Origin of the sequence: Myxococcus sp. XM-1-1-1, from assembly GCF_020037095.1 — a bacterium.
Taxonomy (GTDB): Bacteria; Myxococcota; Myxococcia; order Myxococcales; family Myxococcaceae; genus Myxococcus; species Myxococcus fulvus.
Genome location: NZ_JAIQDH010000002.1, coordinates 500,115 through 515,167, shown reverse-complemented (window position 1 = coordinate 515,167; position 15,053 = coordinate 500,115). Strand labels below are relative to the sequence as shown.

Genomic DNA, 15,053 nt, shown 5'->3' with positions numbered 1-15,053 from the left:
GTGCGGGCCCGCCGCCCCGTGGCGTCCCGTGCCAGGAGATTGGCGTGAGCCGCCAGGGACACGCGCCGGGGACTCCCCTAACTTGGAAGGTCCCCTGCTCCGCCGTCCGGAGGAAGCCATGCTCAAGGCCCCCATCGCCGCGCTCTTCGACGAGTACTACGCGTCGCACCAGCACCCCACCAACCGGCTGACCCACAAGGTCGCCATTCCGGTCATCGTCCTGCACATCATCGCGATGCTGGACTGGGTGAGGCTGGCGACGGTGCCCGCGCTGCCGGGCGGCGTGCTGACGCTGGGCATGGTGGCCTGGGCGCTCGCCGCGGTCTGGTACCTGCGCGCGGACGTGAAGCTGGGGCTCGTCGTGGTGGCCTTCATGGCCGCCTGCTTCCCCCTGGGCCGGCTGATGCCCACCTGGAGCGTGCTGGCCATCGCAGCGTTCGGCTGGCTCATCCAACTGGCGGGCCACGCCGTGTGGGAGAAGAAGTCCCCGTCCTTCCTCACCAACCTGGTGCACGCGCTGGTGGGCCCGCTGTTCTTCGTCGCCGTGCTCTTCGGCGACTACGTCATCAAGCCCCAGCCCCAGGGCGCCACGCCGGCGCGCGCCTGACGTATCCTCCGGACTCCCATGAGCTTCGCCGACAAGCTGCGCTTCTGGATGCCCCTGCACGAGAACGGCCTCAGCCGCGCCGTGCACTTCTTGGGCGCTTACATGTTCATCTTCGCCCTGCTCGTCCCGCTGGGCCTCGTGCGCTTCTCGGTGGGAGGCTTCTCGCTGTCCGCCGCCCACGTGCTGGTGGCCCTGGTGGCGCTGTACGCCATCAGCCTGGAGTGGACGGCGGGCCTGCTGATGAGCCTGCCGCTCTTCCCCACGCTGAGCGCCGCGCTGGCCGTGGGCCACCTGCCCGGCCCCACCGTGGCCATCGTCGCCGTGTCCGTGATGGTGGTGCGCTTCGCGCTCGTGGTGGGCGCGCACGTCGTCCTCGAGAAGAAGACCCACGGCCTGTCCCTGGGCGGGCCGCAGCTGTTCTTCATCGAGCCGGTGTACCTCATCACCCTGCTGCTGTTCGGCATGGGCCTCAAGCGCGACCTGCACGCGCGTGTCATGTCCGGTGGGTCCCGCCCCGCGCCGCTGACGGTGTGAGCCCGCGCGCCTGGGGGCCTTCCTCCCTCAGGTGCCGCTGGCGATGCGCACGGGAGCGGGCGACTCGACGTCCGCGTCGAGCGCGTGGCCCTGGAGCGCGTGGACCACCACCGCTTCCCGGCGCCCCCTCACGTGGGCCTCGCCCAGGCGCAGACCGACGAAGTCGCCGCCGCCGCGCGTCCACGTGCTCTCGCTCACCAGGATGTCCACGCCGTGGACCTTGGTGAGCCCCTCCACCCGCGAGGCCAGGTTCACCGCGTCGCCGATGACGGTGTACTCGTGCTGCTCGGCGCCCCCGAGCATGCCCGCGGCCACCACGCCCGTGTGAAGCCCGATGCCGATGCGCAACGGCGGCAGTCCCCGGCGCAGGCGCAGCACGTTGAGCTCGGCCAGCTTCTCGCGCATGGCCAGGGCCGCGCGCATCGCCTGCTCCGCGTGGTCGTCGCTCGAGTCCGGTACGCCCCAGCACGCGAGCATCCCGTCCCCGAGGAACTTGTTCACGATGCCCCCGTGCGCCATCACGATGTGCGTCATCCGCCCGAAGTACTCGTCGAGCAGCTCCAGCACCTCGCGCGGCTGCAGCGTCTCGCTCAGCATGGTGAAGTCGCGGATGTCGCTGAAGAGGATGGTCACCTCGCGCTGCACCGGCCGCAGCGACGTGTCCCCCGACGCCATCACCCGCTCCACCACCGGCTTGGGCAGGAAGCGCGACAGGCCGTCGCGGCGCCGCAGCCGCAGGAACATGCTGCCCACCTCCGCGTTCGTCATCGCGATGAGCAGCCCCAGCGTCACGTAGCAGAAGACGACGAAGCTGGTGCTGGACCACGTGCCGTGCCCGGACACGCCCGCGACGAAGGCATACCCCATGGACGACAGCGCCGTGGACAACAGCACGTGCAGCCACGAGAAGCGCGCCACGGAGAACACCAGCACCATGCCCATGCTCGCGCCCAGCATGCCCGCGTCGAACTGGCCCGTGCGCGCCCAGGCATGCCACCCCATGAAGGCGAAGAAGCTGGTGTCCGCCACCGTGGTGGGCACGGGCAACCACCGTGCGTGCCTCAAGTGCGGCCGCTGGCGCAGCAGCACCACCAACGCGAGCACGGAGAACAACCCGTACAGGACGATGGCCAGCACGCGCTGGAGGTCATGCGGCGGCAGGGACTCGCCGGTGACGTGCGCGATGCCACCCTGGCTCACCGACAAGAGCGCCATCAGCGCCAGCCGCACCCACGCCACGCGCCGCTCGCCTCGCAGCGAGCTCTCCGCCAGCACCAGTTCCTCGTTGGCGCGGCTCAGCGCGAAGCGGGCCACGGCGGAGTCCTGTCCCGGCGAGAAGCCCTCGTCGTCCCGGCCCATGATGGCGAGCTCCCCTTCCTTCCCTTCCCGGGGCGGAGCCAGGACCTCCGCCTGGCCCGTCATCGTCACGTCCGCGCGTCCACCACGCCCCGTGCGCGAAAAGGTCCAGGGGAACCTGCCACGGGGCACCGACATGCTCATGGTGCCTCAAGTCGCGAAGGCCAGCGAGCCCTGGCGTCGGGCCGGCGCTTGCTGTTGAAGTCCCCGCCCCGACACGCCCCCACCCCGTCGCCGCTGGAGAAGCCCACGTGGTCCGCCTCTTCGTCCCCATCGCCGAGCCCGCCCCCGACACGCTCGTGCTCACCGGCGAGCGCCGCCACTACGTCGTCCACGTCCTGCGCCTGGGCGAGAACGACACGCTGGAGGTCTTCGACGGCAAGGGCCGCGCGTTCGAGGCGAAGGTCACCGGCGTGGACGCGCAGGAGGTGCGCGTGAGCCTGGGGGCGTCGCGACAGGCGCCGCCCCGCCGCGCGGTGAGCGTGGTGCAGGGCCTGCCCAAGGGCGACAAGCTGGAGTGGGTGCTGCAGAAGGGGACGGAGCTGGGCGCGGCCGCCTTCCTCCCCGTGGACACGCTGCGCAGCGTGGTGAAGCTCGAGCCCAAGCGCGCGCAGGAGCGCACCCAGCGGTGGACGAAAATCGTGGAGGAGGCCGCGCGCCAGTGTCGTCGTGACGACGTTCCCGGCGTCGAGGTGCCGCGCTCATTGGGTGACGCCGTCGGCGCGCTCGCGCGGGGCACGGTGGTGCTGGTGTTGGACGAGGAGGAGTCCGCGGTGCCGCTGGGCGAGGCGTTCCGGGCCGCGGGCGCCGGCACGCCCATCGCCCTCGTGGTGGGGCCCGAGGGCGGGCTCGCCCGTGAGGAGGTGCAGGCGCTGAAGGCCCAGGGCGCCCGCCCCGTCACGTTGGGTGCGCGCATCCTCCGTACGGAGACGGCCGCGCTCGCCGCCCTGGCGGTGATGATGCACCTCGACGGAGAGCTTGGTTAGCGAGGGGCCAGTCGAGCGCCCGTTCCACACGGGTTCCCACCTTCTCTGGGCCATTCCTACGTTTGGACCATCTGGGACCTTCCGGGTCCCCACAGACAGGAGAAGGGTTCATGGGGATCATCGCATTCATCATCATCGGCCTCATCGCGGGCCTCATCGCTCGCGCCATCCTCCCCGGCAAGCAGAGCATGGGCCTGTTGGCGACGACGCTGCTGGGCATGGTCGGCTCGCTGCTGGGCGGATTGATCGGATCCCTCTTCACGCGGGACGGACGGCTCTTCGACTTGCGACCCTCGGGTCTCATCATGTCGGTGCTGGGAGCCATCGTCGTGCTGCTCATCGTCGGAGCGGTGGGACGGCGCCGTGTCCACGCCTAGCGTGAGGCGCTCCACACCGGCTGTCCCCCAGGGGACAGGTGGACGCCTGTCGTTGACGAGCCCCTGACGGTTCCTCGACCGAGGGACCTCGGGGGCTCGCCACTTTTCTTGCTCCTTCGGTGCGGACGTCTTTTCATGGCGACGCGTCTCATCCCGGAGGAGAGTCCGTTGTCCAAGTGCATGAAGTGCGGAGCCCTGTTGCCGCCCGTCGGAGAGTGCCCCGCCTGCGCCAAGGCCGCCGCCCAGACCACCCTGCCGGGTCTGCCGAGCTTCCTCGACCGGGACCTGCAGATCGACCGCCGCTCCGGCGTGCGTGACGACGGCCCCGCCTTCGCCGAGCGCAGCCCCGCTCCCCCGGCCCCGCCGTCCGTGGCGCCGCTCGCGGGCCCGCTTCCACCGCCCGCCGCGCCCCGCGCCGCCGCGCCCCAGAATCCGCCCGGGGTCGCCCGCCCCACCCCGCCGGGCATGACGCCCTCGCACCGGCCCGCGCCTCGCGCCGCGACGCCTCCGCCGGCCGCCCAGCCATCCTGGGCCCAGGGGGGTGGTTTCCCCATGGACGTGCCGCCCGTGCCCTCCACGGCCCAGACGCCCATGTCCGCCATGACGCCCGCCTACGGCACCCCGCCGGTGCCGCCGCGTGTGCAGCCCCTGGTGGCGCCCGCCCCTGGCCTCCCCCGCGTGGAGACTCCGGCGCCCGCCGCGAGCCTGGCGGACACGGAGCCCGGCTCGCCCATGCCGTCGGGCCTGCCCTGGTCCGCTCCGGAGCCCGTGGCCCCGGTGTCCTCGGGCCTGCCCGTGATGGCGGCCCTGGAGACGCCGGCGCCTTCCGCGTCCAGCCTTCCGGCGGTGGAGTCCGCGCCCGCTCCGGTGTCCACGGGTCTGCCCGTGATGGCCAGCGCCGCGCCTCGGGCGGAGAAGCCGAAGTCCGTGCGCACCGCCGCGGTGCAGCCGGGGGTCGCCGAGGTCCACGCGCGCCCCGCGTCGCTGTGGCGCCGGCTGCTGTCCTTCAGCATCGACGCGGCGGCCATCGGTGGCGTGGCGGCGCTGTACATCACCCTGGCCTCGTCGGTGACGGGGATGAAGGCGCCCGAGGCGGGCCTGTCCGGCCTGGACGGGTTCGTCGCGTGGCTGCGGGCGCTGCACACGGTGCTGCTGCCCGGGTTTTTCCTGGTGCTGGTGTTGGCGCTCGTGTACTGCGCGGTGGCGGCCTTCCTCTGGAACGGACGCACGTTGGGCCGACTGCTGCTGGGCCTCAGGCTGGTGGACACCCACGGCCTGGCGCCGGCGCCGGGAAGGGCCATCGTCCGCGCGATGCTCGCCAGCCTCTCCTTCGTCCTGTTCCTGGGCGGATTCTGGATGGCGCTCTTTGATCGCCGTGGACAGACGCTCCATGACAAGCTGACGTCCACCTTCGTCGTTCAACCGAGCTGAACCACCGCTTCATTGTGCCTTGCGGCCGCGGCCGTAAGATGCCGCGCCTACATGCCCGCCCGCCTTGCCCAGCTCCTCGTCTCCCGCACGCTCCTTTCCCAGGAGAAGGCGGGAGAGTTGTTGCGACTCCAGCAGGCCCAGGGCGGACATCTGGACACGCTGCTCTTGGAGCAGGGGCTCGCGAACGAGGCGGATGTCCTCTCGCTGCTCGGTGACGTCGCGGGGTTCCGGCCCGTGAACCTGGTCGACTTCGAGCCGAACCTCGAGGTCGCGTCTTTCATCCCGCCGAAGATCGCGGAGCGGCTGTGCGTGGTGCCGCTGTCGCTGGATGGGCAGACGCTGCACGTCGCGTGCGCGTATCCGGTGCCGAAGAAGGAGCTGGACGAGGTCGGGTTCCTGCTCGGCAAGCCGCTCGAGTTGTGGGTGGCCACCGAGGTGCGGATTCGCGAGTGGATCTCCACCATCTACCGCCAGCCGCTGGCGCCGCGCTTCACGCAGCTGGTGTCCGCGTTGGACCCGGACAAGCAGCTCCCCGTCACTCCGCCGCCTCCTCCGCCGTCGGACGAGTCGCTCACGGTGGACATGGTGGAGCGGCTGGCCCGCTCCGTCGCCGGTGAGCCGGTGGCCGCGGAGATTCGCGCCGCGCCCCGCGAGGCGCCCGCGCCCCAGCGTCCGCCTCCGCCGCCGCCTCCCGACCCGGTGCCGCCACCCGCCTTCGTGCGAGCCCCGCTGCGGCTGAACATGCCCGCGGCCGAGCGTCCCGCGACGCCGCCGTCCAGGCCCGATACGTCTCGCCCGGCCCAGCCGCCGGTGCTCACGGCGACGCCCCCTCGGCCTCCCGTGGAAGCGACGCCCACGACGGTTCAACGGGGCGGTGTGCCGTCCGCGAGCGGTGCTCCGACTGGGGCGCGCGCCGGAGGGACTTCGCCGACGGGCGCGCAGTCTCCTGCCCGGTCCACGACGGGTACCTCCGGGGGACAGCCTCCGCCGTTTTCCCCGACGAGCGGAGCCTCGGCCGGAGTGCCCGGAACGCAGTCCTCCGCGAGCGGCGCTTCACCGACAGGCTTCGCGGGACAGCCTCCCGCGGCGAGTGGTGCTTCGCCCGGCACGCAGCCCGCGGCGGGCGGCGGCTCAACGACAGGGTTCGCGGGACAGCCACCGGCGCAGCTCGCGGCGAGCGGCGCCTCCTCGACGGCTTCAGCGGGCCGCCCCGCGACAGGTCCCGGCGCGCAGCCTCCGGTGACGACGGTGAGCGGCGTTCCGTCGGCCACGTCCACGGGCCGACTCGTGACAGGCCCCGCCGCGCAGCCTCCGGCGACGACGCAGGGTGGTGCTTCTTCTGGCGCACGTCCCTCCACGGCGCCTGCCACGCAGCCTTCCTCCCAGCCCGTGACGGGGGCGCGTGCCTCCACGGCTCCGGCCAGCGGAGCGCCTTCTTCCGCGACGACGCCTGGCGCCGCGCCCCCGTTGTGGCCGCCCGCGCAGTCCGGTGGCGCGCCGCAGCTGTGGCCACCGGGTCCCGCCGCGCCCACGTCGGGGGCGGACTCCGTGCCGCTCTCCACGATGCGCTTCGGCTCGCCGCTGTTGGCCGGAGGTCCTCGGCCCGAGGTGCCGCCCGCGCAGCCTCCGCGCTCGAGCGAGCCCGCGTTCATCGTCTTCCCCAATCCGAACAAGCCGGCCGCGCAGCCCAAGGCCAGGCCGCCCGAGCCCGAGGTCCGGCCGCCGCCCACCGCGTCCGCCAATCAGGAGGTCCCTGACTGGACGCTGGCGGCGGCACGCGCCGCGCTGCGCGAGTCCACCAAGGACCGCGACAAGTTGATGGACGTGGCGCTGCGCTTCGGCCGGCGGACGTTTGATTACGTGGCCGCCTTCGCGGTGTTGCGAGGCGCGGCGATTGGATGGGAAGCGCGCGGCGAGGGCATGGCGAGCGAAGGGCTCACCCAGGTGTCCGTGCCGCTCGACGCGAGCAGCGTCTTCCGCACGGTGGCGGTGACGCGGGGAAGCTACGCAGGGCCGCTGCCTCCGGACGCGCTCACCCGGCACTACCTGGAGCTGTTCGGTCGGCAGACGCCGCGCACGGTGTTCCTGTACCCGGTGGAGGTGAAGGGCCGGCTGGTGGCCATCCTCTACGGAGACTGCGGACAGAAGCCGATGAGCCAGCGCCGGCTGTCGGACTACATCCTGTTCTGCCAGGACCTGGCCTCGGCCTTCCAGGAGCTCATCCTCTTCCGCAAGCAGCGCGTGTCCGAGCCTCGCTCCGTCGAGGAGGACATCACCATCGACGTGGACGTGCCGGTGGCCGCCACGCCCGCTCCCGCGCCCGCGGTGGTGGCGGGGCTGGGGTGGAGCCCGTTCTTCGGTCGAGGCGCCGCGGGCACGGTGGGACGCGCCGCCGCGCTGCCGCCTCGCGCGCAGTCGCAGGAGGAGCGCCCGCCGCCGGACTTCGCGCCGCTGCTGCGTCGGCTCACGGGCCCGGACGCCGCGCAGCGCTCGAACGCGATGGTGGAGCTGGCGCGCTCGCCCGAGGCGAGTGCCCGCGTGCTCGCCCAGCACTTCCCCGGCCCCACCGCGTGGAGCCGGCTGCCGGTGGTGGAGCTGCCCGAGGCGGACGAGCTCGGCCCGATTCCCGCCGCGCTGTCGCGACTGGGGCGCCCGGCCGCGCAGGCGCTGGCGCCGCTCCTGGATTCGCATGACGCGGACACGCGCTACTTCGCGCTGCTCACGGCGGGAAACCTGCCCTACGTGGAGCTGGTGGACGGCGTGCTGCGCGGCCTGTTCGACCTGGAGCCGGACATCTCCAGCGCCGCGCGGGTGGCGGCGGCCGCGCTGAAGCAGCTGCCGAGGTTGGACTCGGCGATGCGTGAGCTGCGCCAGGAGCTCAACAGCCGGGACACGATGCGTCGCGCGCTGGCGGCCCGGGCGTTGGGAACGCTGCATGACCGCGAGGCCGTCGAGGGCCTCATCCAGCTCACGCGCAGCGAGGACGAGATGTGCGCGCAGGCCGCGGCGGAAGCACTGCGCGAGGTGACGCGCATGCCGCTGGGCCTCAGCCCGAAGCAGTGGGCGGCGTGGTGGGCGGAGAACCGCAGCCGTCGTCGCGCGGACTGGCTCATCGCGGCGCTGCGACACCGCGAGCTCGACGTGCGGCTCGCCGCCATCGAGGAGCTGAGCCGCGCGCTCAACGACACGCTCGGCTACTACGCGGACGCGCCGGAGAACGAGCGCGAAGTGGCCGCGCGTCGGTGGGAGAGCGCCGCCGTGGACCCGGCCAATGCGCGCCGGCTGGGCATGCTCTGAGCGTCGGTGAGTCGAGGCGAACACCGCCTCGACTCCGGACGCCGCGCCATCCCGCTATGCTGCGCCGGTGACGCCAGCACGGGACAGGACCCCATGACCGGTGGGATGTGGATCAGCCTCATCGCGTGCGCCGGGCAGCTCGCGCTCGCGGGGCTGGCATTGGCCCGGGTGGGGCGCAGCCCGCTCGCGCTGCCGCTCTCCCTGCTCTCCATCGCGCTGTCCGCGTGGAACTTCACCGGCTACGCGTATGCCGGCGCGGGAGAGACGGGCTGGCGACTGGTGGGCTTCGCCGCCGCGCTGATGACGGTGCCGTGCACCCTGCACTTCACCCTCGCCTTCGTGGGCCGCCGCCGCCGCTCGGCCTGGGCCATGTACGGCACCTATGCCGTCTTCGGAGCCCTCGCCCTGCTGATGCACGTGGCGCTGGGCGTGCCCTCGCTCGCCGCGACAATCCTCACCCTGCGCTTCGGCATCTTCGTCACCGTCCTCGTGGTCCCCCCGGTCATCGGGACCTTCACGCTGCTGGCGCTGCACCTGCGCGACGCGCGTCGCCCGGACGAGCGCGCCCGCGCGAGCTTGATGGCCCTGGGGCTCACCTTCCTCGTCGCCCTGCTCCTCACCGAGCTCGCGGTGGAGCTCGGCCTCAGACAGGTGCCACGCCTGGGCAACCTGGGCACGCTCCTGTGCATGCCCTTGATGGCCACCGCCTCGCTGCGCTTCGGACTCTTCGGACGCGACGAGAGCGAGGGCGCCCCGCGCATGGCGCTGCACGCGGTGGTGCTCGCGGGCGTGGGCGTCCTCGCCTACCTCACCGTCTTCCGCCTCTTCGCCGCGCAGGTGGGCGCGCTCGTCCTGTGCACCACCGCCATCACCTTCTCGCTCGTCGCCGCCACGCGCCGGGGCGTCACCGCCTTCGTCACCCGGGGCGAGCGCATGGAGCGCCTGGCCACCCTGGGCCGCTTCTCCGCGCAGATGGCGCACGACCTGAAGAACCCCATCGCCGCGCTCAAGGGCGCCGCCCAGTACCTCAAGGAAGAACACGCCCGAGGCCAGTCGTGGGACACGCACGGCGAGTTCCTCGACCTGATGCTCGAACAGGTGGAGCGCCTGGGGCGCGTCGTGGACACCTACCAGCGCCTCGCTCGCGTGGAGCCCCTCCCCCGCCCCGTGGACCTGGGCCGGCTCGTGGAGGGCGTCCTCTCCCTCCAGTCCTTCGCGAGCACGAGCCCCATCACCATCGTCCGCGAGCTCACCCCGGACCTGCCCGCCTGCGCCGCGGACGAGGACCTGCTCACCAACGCCGTGGAGAACCTGGTGCGCAACGCCACGGAGGCCATGCCGAAGGGCGGCACACTCACCGTGCGCACGCTGAGGGACGACGAGGACGTGGCGGTGGAGGTGGAGGACACGGGTGAGGGCATGGACGTGCGCACCCGCGAGCGCGCCTTCGACGACTTCTTCACCACCAAGGCCTCGGGCAGCGGGATGGGGCTGGCCTTCGTCCGACGCGTGGTGGAGGCGCACGGAGGCACCGTGGGTCTGACAAGCCGGGAGGGGCGCGGTACGGTGGTGCGTCTGCGCCTGCCGGTGGATGCCCGGCGCGTGGACGGTGGGGCCGAAGGAGAAGCCGCGTGAGTGAGTCGTTGAAGGGAACCGTGCTGCTGGTCGATGACGACCCGGCGGTGGCGAAGGTGCTGGGTGCGCTCCTGGGTCAGGCGGGCCTGGCCACGCACACGGCGCGCAACGGGACGGAAGCGCTCTCGCTGCTCGAGCGCTGGCCGGTGGACGTGGTGGTGAGCGACGTGCGCATGCCCGGCATGGACGGCATGCAGCTGTTGGCCGAGATGGGCCGGCTCTGGCCGGACGTCCCCGTCATCCTCATCACCGCGCACGGCACCGTGCCGCTGGCGGTGGAGGCGATGAAGGCGGGCGCCGCGGACTTCGTGCTCAAGCCCTTCGACCGCGAGGAGATCCTCTTCACCATCCGCAAGGCGCTCCTGCGCGCGCAAGGTGAAGCGACGAACGAACCGCTCCGCACCCCGAGCGCCTTCGTCGGGAGCAGCCAGCGGATGCTGGAGGCCCAGGCCCTGCTCGCGAAGGCGGCCACGGGAATGGCCACGGTGCTGCTGCGCGGCGAGTCCGGCACGGGCAAGGAGCTGGCCGCCAAGGCCGTGCACGACGGCAGCCCCCGGCACGCAGGGCCCTTCGTGAAGCTGCACTGCGCCGCGCTGCCGGACACGCTGCTGGAGAGCGAGCTGTTCGGCTACGAGAAGGGCGCCTTCACCGGCGCGGCCACCCGCAAGCCCGGTCGCGTGGAGCTGGCGCACGGCGGCACGCTGTTCCTGGACGAGATTGGCGACATCTCCCTCGCCGTGCAGGTGAAGCTCCTGCGAGTGATTCAGGAGCGGGAGCTGGAGCGGCTGGGCGGAACGCAGACGGTGAAGGTGGACGTCCGCTTCGTCGCCGCCACGCACCAGCCGCTCGAGGAGCTGGTGAAGGCGGGGAGATTCCGCGAGGACCTCTTCTACCGCCTCAACGTGGTGCCCCTGTGGCTGCCGTCACTGCGCGAGCGCCCCGAGGACATCGAGCCGCTCGCGCGCCACTTCCTGGACATCCACGCGCGCACCAACGGCAAGCCGCCCTTCACGCTCACCGCGGACGGGCTCGCGGTGCTGCGCGCCCAGCCCTGGCCGGGCAACGTGCGCCAGCTCCAGAACTTCCTGGAGCGCCTGGTGGTCCTCTCGGACGGACAGACGCTCACGGGCGACGACGTCTCGCGCGAGCTGGCCCGGCAGCCGGGGCTCACCACGCCCGTGCTCACACCGCCCCAGGGCGTCACCGCGCTCGCGAGCCCCGCCGCCGACAGCGGCCGCACGCTCGAGTCCCAACGCAAGGGCACCGAGAAGCAGGCCCTGGTGGACGCACTCGCGCGCGCGGGCGACAACCGCACGCTGGCGGCCCGGCTGCTCGGCATCAGCCGCCGGACGCTCTACAACAAGCTGGAGGAGCACGCCCTGCTGTAGCTACGCGACCTGCGTCACCCCGTCGCTCAGCGCCTCCAGCTCCGCGTGGAAGTGGTCGATGAGCGCGTGCGGGTCCGGCACGCGCAGCTCATCCGCGGCCACGCCCACCGTCACCTGCCCCGCGTAGCTGAACAGGCTCACCCCCAGCCCCAGGTGTCCCGCCTGGGGCACCCAGAACGTGAGCGCGCGCAGCTTCACGCCCGCGAGCGACACCGGCCGCCGGGGCCCCGGCACGTTGGTGGCCACCAGCGAGGCCTTCGTGGCGAAGACATCCACCACCACCCGCTCCAGCGGCGCGGGCGTGTAGCCCAGCAGCTCCAGCGCGCCGAAGGTCACCACCGCCTCGGGGGACTTCTTCACCAGGTCCATCCGCCGCGACAGCTCGTGGAGCCGCCGTCGAGGCTCGGCCAGGTGCACCGGCAGCCGCAGCAGCACCACGCCGAACCGGTTGCCCAACGCCCGAGGCACCGGCTCATCCAGCGGCCGCAGGTTCACCGGCACCACGGCGTGCAGGTCCTCGGGAGGGACGTTGCGCGCCTCCAGGTAGCGCCGCAGCGCGCCCGTCAGCGCCGCGAGCAGCACGTCGTTCACCGTGCCGCCCAGGGCCTTGCCCACGGCCTTCACCCGCTCCAGGGGGATGGGCGAGGACCACGCCGCGCGCTTGCGAGTCCCCAGGGGCCCCCTGAGCGGCGTGCGCGGGTCCGGCGTCACCACCATCAGCTTGCCGAGCGCCGCGGCCCCCAGCGCCCCCTGCCGCACCAGGTCTCCGGCGAGGATGGGCTCCGCGGCAATCTCCGCGCCCTTGCGCAGCACCGTCCGAGCCGTGCCCGCCACCGCCCGCGCCCCGCGCATCCACTTCGCGAGCCCTCCCTCACGAGGCGCTGTCCGCGAGGACTCCGGCGCCTCCTCCCGCGCACCGTCCCCATCCGTGAGCGTCAGCAGCACCCGCGCCAGCGCGATGCCATCCGACAGACAGTGATGCAGCCGCGCGAGCAGCACATCGCCCCCGTCTCCACCCTCCAGCACGTGGAACTGCCACAGCGGACGCGAGCGCTCCAGCGGCGTGCTCATCCACTCGCTCACCAGGGACTCCAGCGCGGCGCGGTCTCCGGGGGCCGGCACCCGGAGTCGCCGCAGGTGCGCGTCCAGCGAGAAGTCCTGGGCCTCCTCCCACTGCGGCTGCCCCAACCGTCCCATCACCACCTTCTGGCGGAAGCGCGGGTAGCACTCCACCAGGCGCGTGCGCACCAGCTCGCGCAGCCGCTCGAAGTCCAGCCGGCCCTCGAAGCCGAGCACGGCTGTGATCATCATCAGGTTGGCGGGCTCCTCCATGTGGAACCACAGCGCGTCCACACTCGCCATCCGCTCCTGGTTCATCCCGGCCACGCGTGCCTCCGTGCGTCCCACCCGACGGGACACACCATGATGGCGCAGGACGGCCTCCCGTGGCGCGCTGTCTTGACGAGGGGGCCGCTACTCCTCCTCGCGCTCGAACTGGAAGGTCTGCTTCGTCGCGTCGTCGACCGTCAACGTGAGCGTCTCCTCCTCGAAGTCCCACCGGAACGAGCCGCCCTTGAACTTCACCTTGGAGCGGGCCAGGGGGATGACGCGCTTGTCACCACACACCGGGCCCACCGCCTGGCCATCCTTCGCGAGCAGCTTCACGTGGTGGTCATCCAGCACCTCCATCGTCCCCCAGGCGCGCACGACGAGCTGGTTGCCCTGCCCCAACGTCGCGTCCTTCAACGCGGTGCGCAGCACGAAGCACCCCTCGGGCGTGATTTGCAGCGTGCGCGCATAGTCCGCGCGCGGCTGGGGTTCGATGCGCGTGAAGCCTCCGTCCTGCTGCAACGGCAGGCTCGCGGCCGCCAGCCTCCAGGCGCCCACCAGCTTCTGGGGCACGGGCCTGGCCGAGGCCGCCTGCCCGTCACACGGAGACTTCTGCTCCTTCTCCGGACTGGGCGGCGCGGGCTCGAAGGCCTTCTGACACGTGTTGCCGCACGCCTTCGCCGAACACTGCGTGTCGTCCTCGGCGCAGCCCGCCTTCAGGGTGCAGGCCTTGAGCCGGTCCAGCGACTGCTCGCAGCCCTCGCGCAGACAGCGGTCCACGCACTCGGGCTCGATGCACTCGGCCACGCACACCCAGTTGGCGCTGCCGCAGACGCCCGCCACCGTGCGTGGACGCTCGCCCCCTTCCTGCCCCAGCGCCGTGAAGGCGCTCAGCAGGCCCCCCACCACCACCCACCCACGAATGGAACCCATGCCGGGGTGAAACCTAGGCACGGTCCTACGGAGGCGAAGCCCTCCAGTCCCCCCGGGTGTCCACCCGCGAGCACTGCCGCCCGCTCCCTCAGCGGAAGTGCCAGCGCCAGGTGCCCACATCCCCCGGGTCGGCCAGCTCCAGCTCGAAGGACAACAGCTCGTTGCGAGCGAAGTCGCGCGGGTCCACGCGCAAGAACGTCATGCCCGCCGGATTCTGTCCTCGCAGCGGCGACACCGTGAAGGACAGCTCCGCGTCGAAGGCCACCTTGTAGAACAGGCAGAAGCCATCCACGCGCCCCGCCTCCATCACCGGCCGCTCGTAGCGCACGCGCTGGGGCAGGCCGTCCGCCGCCATCGTCTCCAAATCAAAGGCGAACGCGGGCTCCGGCTCGCACAGCAGGTGGTCCACCTCGTACGAGCGCACCACGCGCGTGAAGTAGGACGGGTTCATCGCCTCGCGCAGCGTCTGCAGGCAGCTGTAGTCCACGCCCGGGATTCGCTGGCTCCAGATGAAGGGCAGGCACGCCTCGTCGCGCAGCTGCACCGGCTCCACGAAGACCTCGAAGCGGTTGGGGAGGATGCGCCCGCCGGGCCTGAGCAGCCGCGAGCGCAGGTCCAGCATCCTCGGCACCAGCCCCGCGTCGAAGAGCGCCTCCCCGAGCAGCTCGTGCAACAGCACGTCCACCTTCTCCGGCGGCTGGAAGCCCCACGGCTGCGCGCGCACGAAGTCGATGTGCTCGAGCCCGTTGCGCCGCGCCACCCACTGCGTGGTGTCCAGCAGCCGCGAGGGGTCCACCGCATACAGCCGCCGCGGATGACGCGTCGCCGCCGCGAAGGTGCGCAAGCCCGCCCCCGCGCACACGTCCATCACCACCTGCCCCGGCTTCACGTACCGCGCACACGCCTTCTGCCACGCCAGCACCCGCGCCGGGTCCGACAGCGCCGAGTCCTGCGGCGCCGGGCTCGACAACGCCAGACTGTCCGGCACCACGTTGCGCAACGGCAGCTGCGACACCAACGGCAGGTGGCTCAGCCGAGAACGCAGGTCCATCAACGCCTGCCGAGGCAGGTCGAGCAGATTGGGCATGACACCCCCCACGACAGGAGACGGAAGAACCCCGGGGCGGGCCGTCGGCCTACCGGGGATTACCAATCATGCTGGAATTACCTGGAGCACCCC

Annotated in this window: 12 protein-coding genes; 8 read left to right on the top strand and 4 right to left on the bottom strand. The window is 72.2% G+C overall.

The genetic code is table 11. The annotated features are described in order from the left end of the window. Positions 1-118: 118 nt before the first annotated feature. Both K8640_RS06135 and K8640_RS06130 read left to right on the top strand, forming a co-directional pair. Entirely contained in the window at positions 119-607 is a 489-nt protein-coding gene (locus K8640_RS06135; protein ID WP_223746206.1) for a DUF962 domain-containing protein, read from the top strand. A gap of 18 nt (positions 608-625) precedes the next feature. Beyond that, positions 626-1,141, top strand: coding sequence for an Mpo1-like protein (locus tag K8640_RS06130; RefSeq protein ID WP_223746205.1), 516 nt, complete (start codon positions 626-628; stop codon positions 1,139-1,141). A gap of 27 nt (positions 1,142-1,168) precedes the next feature. Here the strand turns inward: K8640_RS06130 and K8640_RS06125 are convergent, their stop codons facing one another. After that, the gene (locus K8640_RS06125; protein ID WP_223746204.1) at positions 1,169-2,641 is read right to left on the bottom strand and encodes an adenylate/guanylate cyclase domain-containing protein; all 1,473 of its coding nucleotides are present in this window, start codon (positions 2,639-2,641) and stop codon (positions 1,169-1,171) included. A 107-nt stretch (positions 2,642-2,748) separates the two neighbouring features. Between K8640_RS06125 and K8640_RS06120 the strand changes: the two genes are divergently transcribed. The 6 genes from K8640_RS06120 (at position 2,749) to K8640_RS06095 (ending at position 11,611) form a co-directional block, all read left to right on the top strand. Continuing rightward, complete coding sequence (locus K8640_RS06120; RefSeq protein WP_223746203.1) at positions 2,749-3,483, top strand: 16S rRNA (uracil(1498)-N(3))-methyltransferase; 735 nt, start codon at positions 2,749-2,751, stop codon at positions 3,481-3,483. 110 nt (positions 3,484-3,593) lie between these two features. After that, positions 3,594-3,860, top strand: a complete 267-nt coding sequence (locus K8640_RS06115) for a GlsB/YeaQ/YmgE family stress response membrane protein (RefSeq protein ID WP_223746202.1) — start codon at positions 3,594-3,596, stop codon at positions 3,858-3,860. Between the two features lie 135 nt (positions 3,861-3,995). Further along, entirely contained in the window at positions 3,996-5,291 is a 1,296-nt protein-coding gene (locus K8640_RS06110; RefSeq protein WP_223746201.1) for an RDD family protein, read from the top strand. A gap of 51 nt (positions 5,292-5,342) precedes the next feature. Continuing rightward, on the top strand, positions 5,343-8,588 hold the full coding sequence (locus K8640_RS06105) for a HEAT repeat domain-containing protein (protein WP_223746200.1): 3,246 nt from the start codon (positions 5,343-5,345) through the stop codon (positions 8,586-8,588). Positions 8,589-8,681: 93 nt separating this feature from the next. Next, complete coding sequence (locus tag K8640_RS06100) at positions 8,682-10,223, top strand: ATP-binding protein (RefSeq protein WP_223746199.1); 1,542 nt, start codon at positions 8,682-8,684, stop codon at positions 10,221-10,223. After that, positions 10,220-11,611, top strand: coding sequence for a sigma-54 dependent transcriptional regulator (locus K8640_RS06095; protein WP_223746198.1), 1,392 nt, complete (start codon positions 10,220-10,222; stop codon positions 11,609-11,611). The genes K8640_RS06100 and K8640_RS06095 overlap by 4 nt, the downstream gene beginning before the upstream one ends. On the opposite strand, the gene K8640_RS06090 is transcribed toward K8640_RS06095, so the two are convergent. The 3 genes from K8640_RS06090 to K8640_RS06080 form a co-directional block, all read right to left on the bottom strand. After that, positions 11,612-12,988 carry a wax ester/triacylglycerol synthase family O-acyltransferase gene (locus K8640_RS06090; protein WP_223746475.1) on the bottom strand — a complete coding sequence of 459 codons (1,377 nt, stop codon included), beginning with the start codon at positions 12,986-12,988 and terminating at the stop codon, positions 11,612-11,614. Positions 12,989-13,084: 96 nt separating this feature from the next. Next, on the bottom strand, positions 13,085-13,873 hold the full coding sequence (locus K8640_RS06085; RefSeq protein WP_223746197.1) for a hypothetical protein: 789 nt from the start codon (positions 13,871-13,873) through the stop codon (positions 13,085-13,087). Positions 13,874-13,961: 88 nt separating this feature from the next. Beyond that, complete coding sequence (locus K8640_RS06080) at positions 13,962-14,960, bottom strand: class I SAM-dependent methyltransferase (RefSeq protein ID WP_223746196.1); 999 nt, start codon at positions 14,958-14,960, stop codon at positions 13,962-13,964. Between the last annotated feature and the right edge of the window lie 93 nt (positions 14,961-15,053).

Coding starts and splice junctions, on each gene's coding strand:
- K8640_RS06135 (WP_223746206.1), top strand. CDS start 119: ATGCTCAAGGCCCCCATCGCCGCGCTCTTCGACGAGTACTACGCGTCG.
- K8640_RS06130 (WP_223746205.1), top strand. CDS start 626: ATGAGCTTCGCCGACAAGCTGCGCTTCTGGATGCCCCTGCACGAGAAC.
- K8640_RS06125 (WP_223746204.1), bottom strand. CDS start 2,641: ATGAGCATGTCGGTGCCCCGTGGCAGGTTCCCCTGGACCTTTTCGCGC.
- K8640_RS06115 (WP_223746202.1), top strand. CDS start 3,594: ATGGGGATCATCGCATTCATCATCATCGGCCTCATCGCGGGCCTCATC.
- K8640_RS06110 (WP_223746201.1), top strand. CDS start 3,996: ATGGCGACGCGTCTCATCCCGGAGGAGAGTCCGTTGTCCAAGTGCATG.
- K8640_RS06105 (WP_223746200.1), top strand. CDS start 5,343: ATGCCCGCCCGCCTTGCCCAGCTCCTCGTCTCCCGCACGCTCCTTTCC.
- K8640_RS06100 (WP_223746199.1), top strand. CDS start 8,682: ATGACCGGTGGGATGTGGATCAGCCTCATCGCGTGCGCCGGGCAGCTC.
- K8640_RS06090 (WP_223746475.1), bottom strand. CDS start 12,988: ATGAACCAGGAGCGGATGGCGAGTGTGGACGCGCTGTGGTTCCACATG.
- K8640_RS06085 (WP_223746197.1), bottom strand. CDS start 13,873: ATGGGTTCCATTCGTGGGTGGGTGGTGGTGGGGGGCCTGCTGAGCGCC.
- K8640_RS06080 (WP_223746196.1), bottom strand. CDS start 14,960: ATGCCCAATCTGCTCGACCTGCCTCGGCAGGCGTTGATGGACCTGCGT.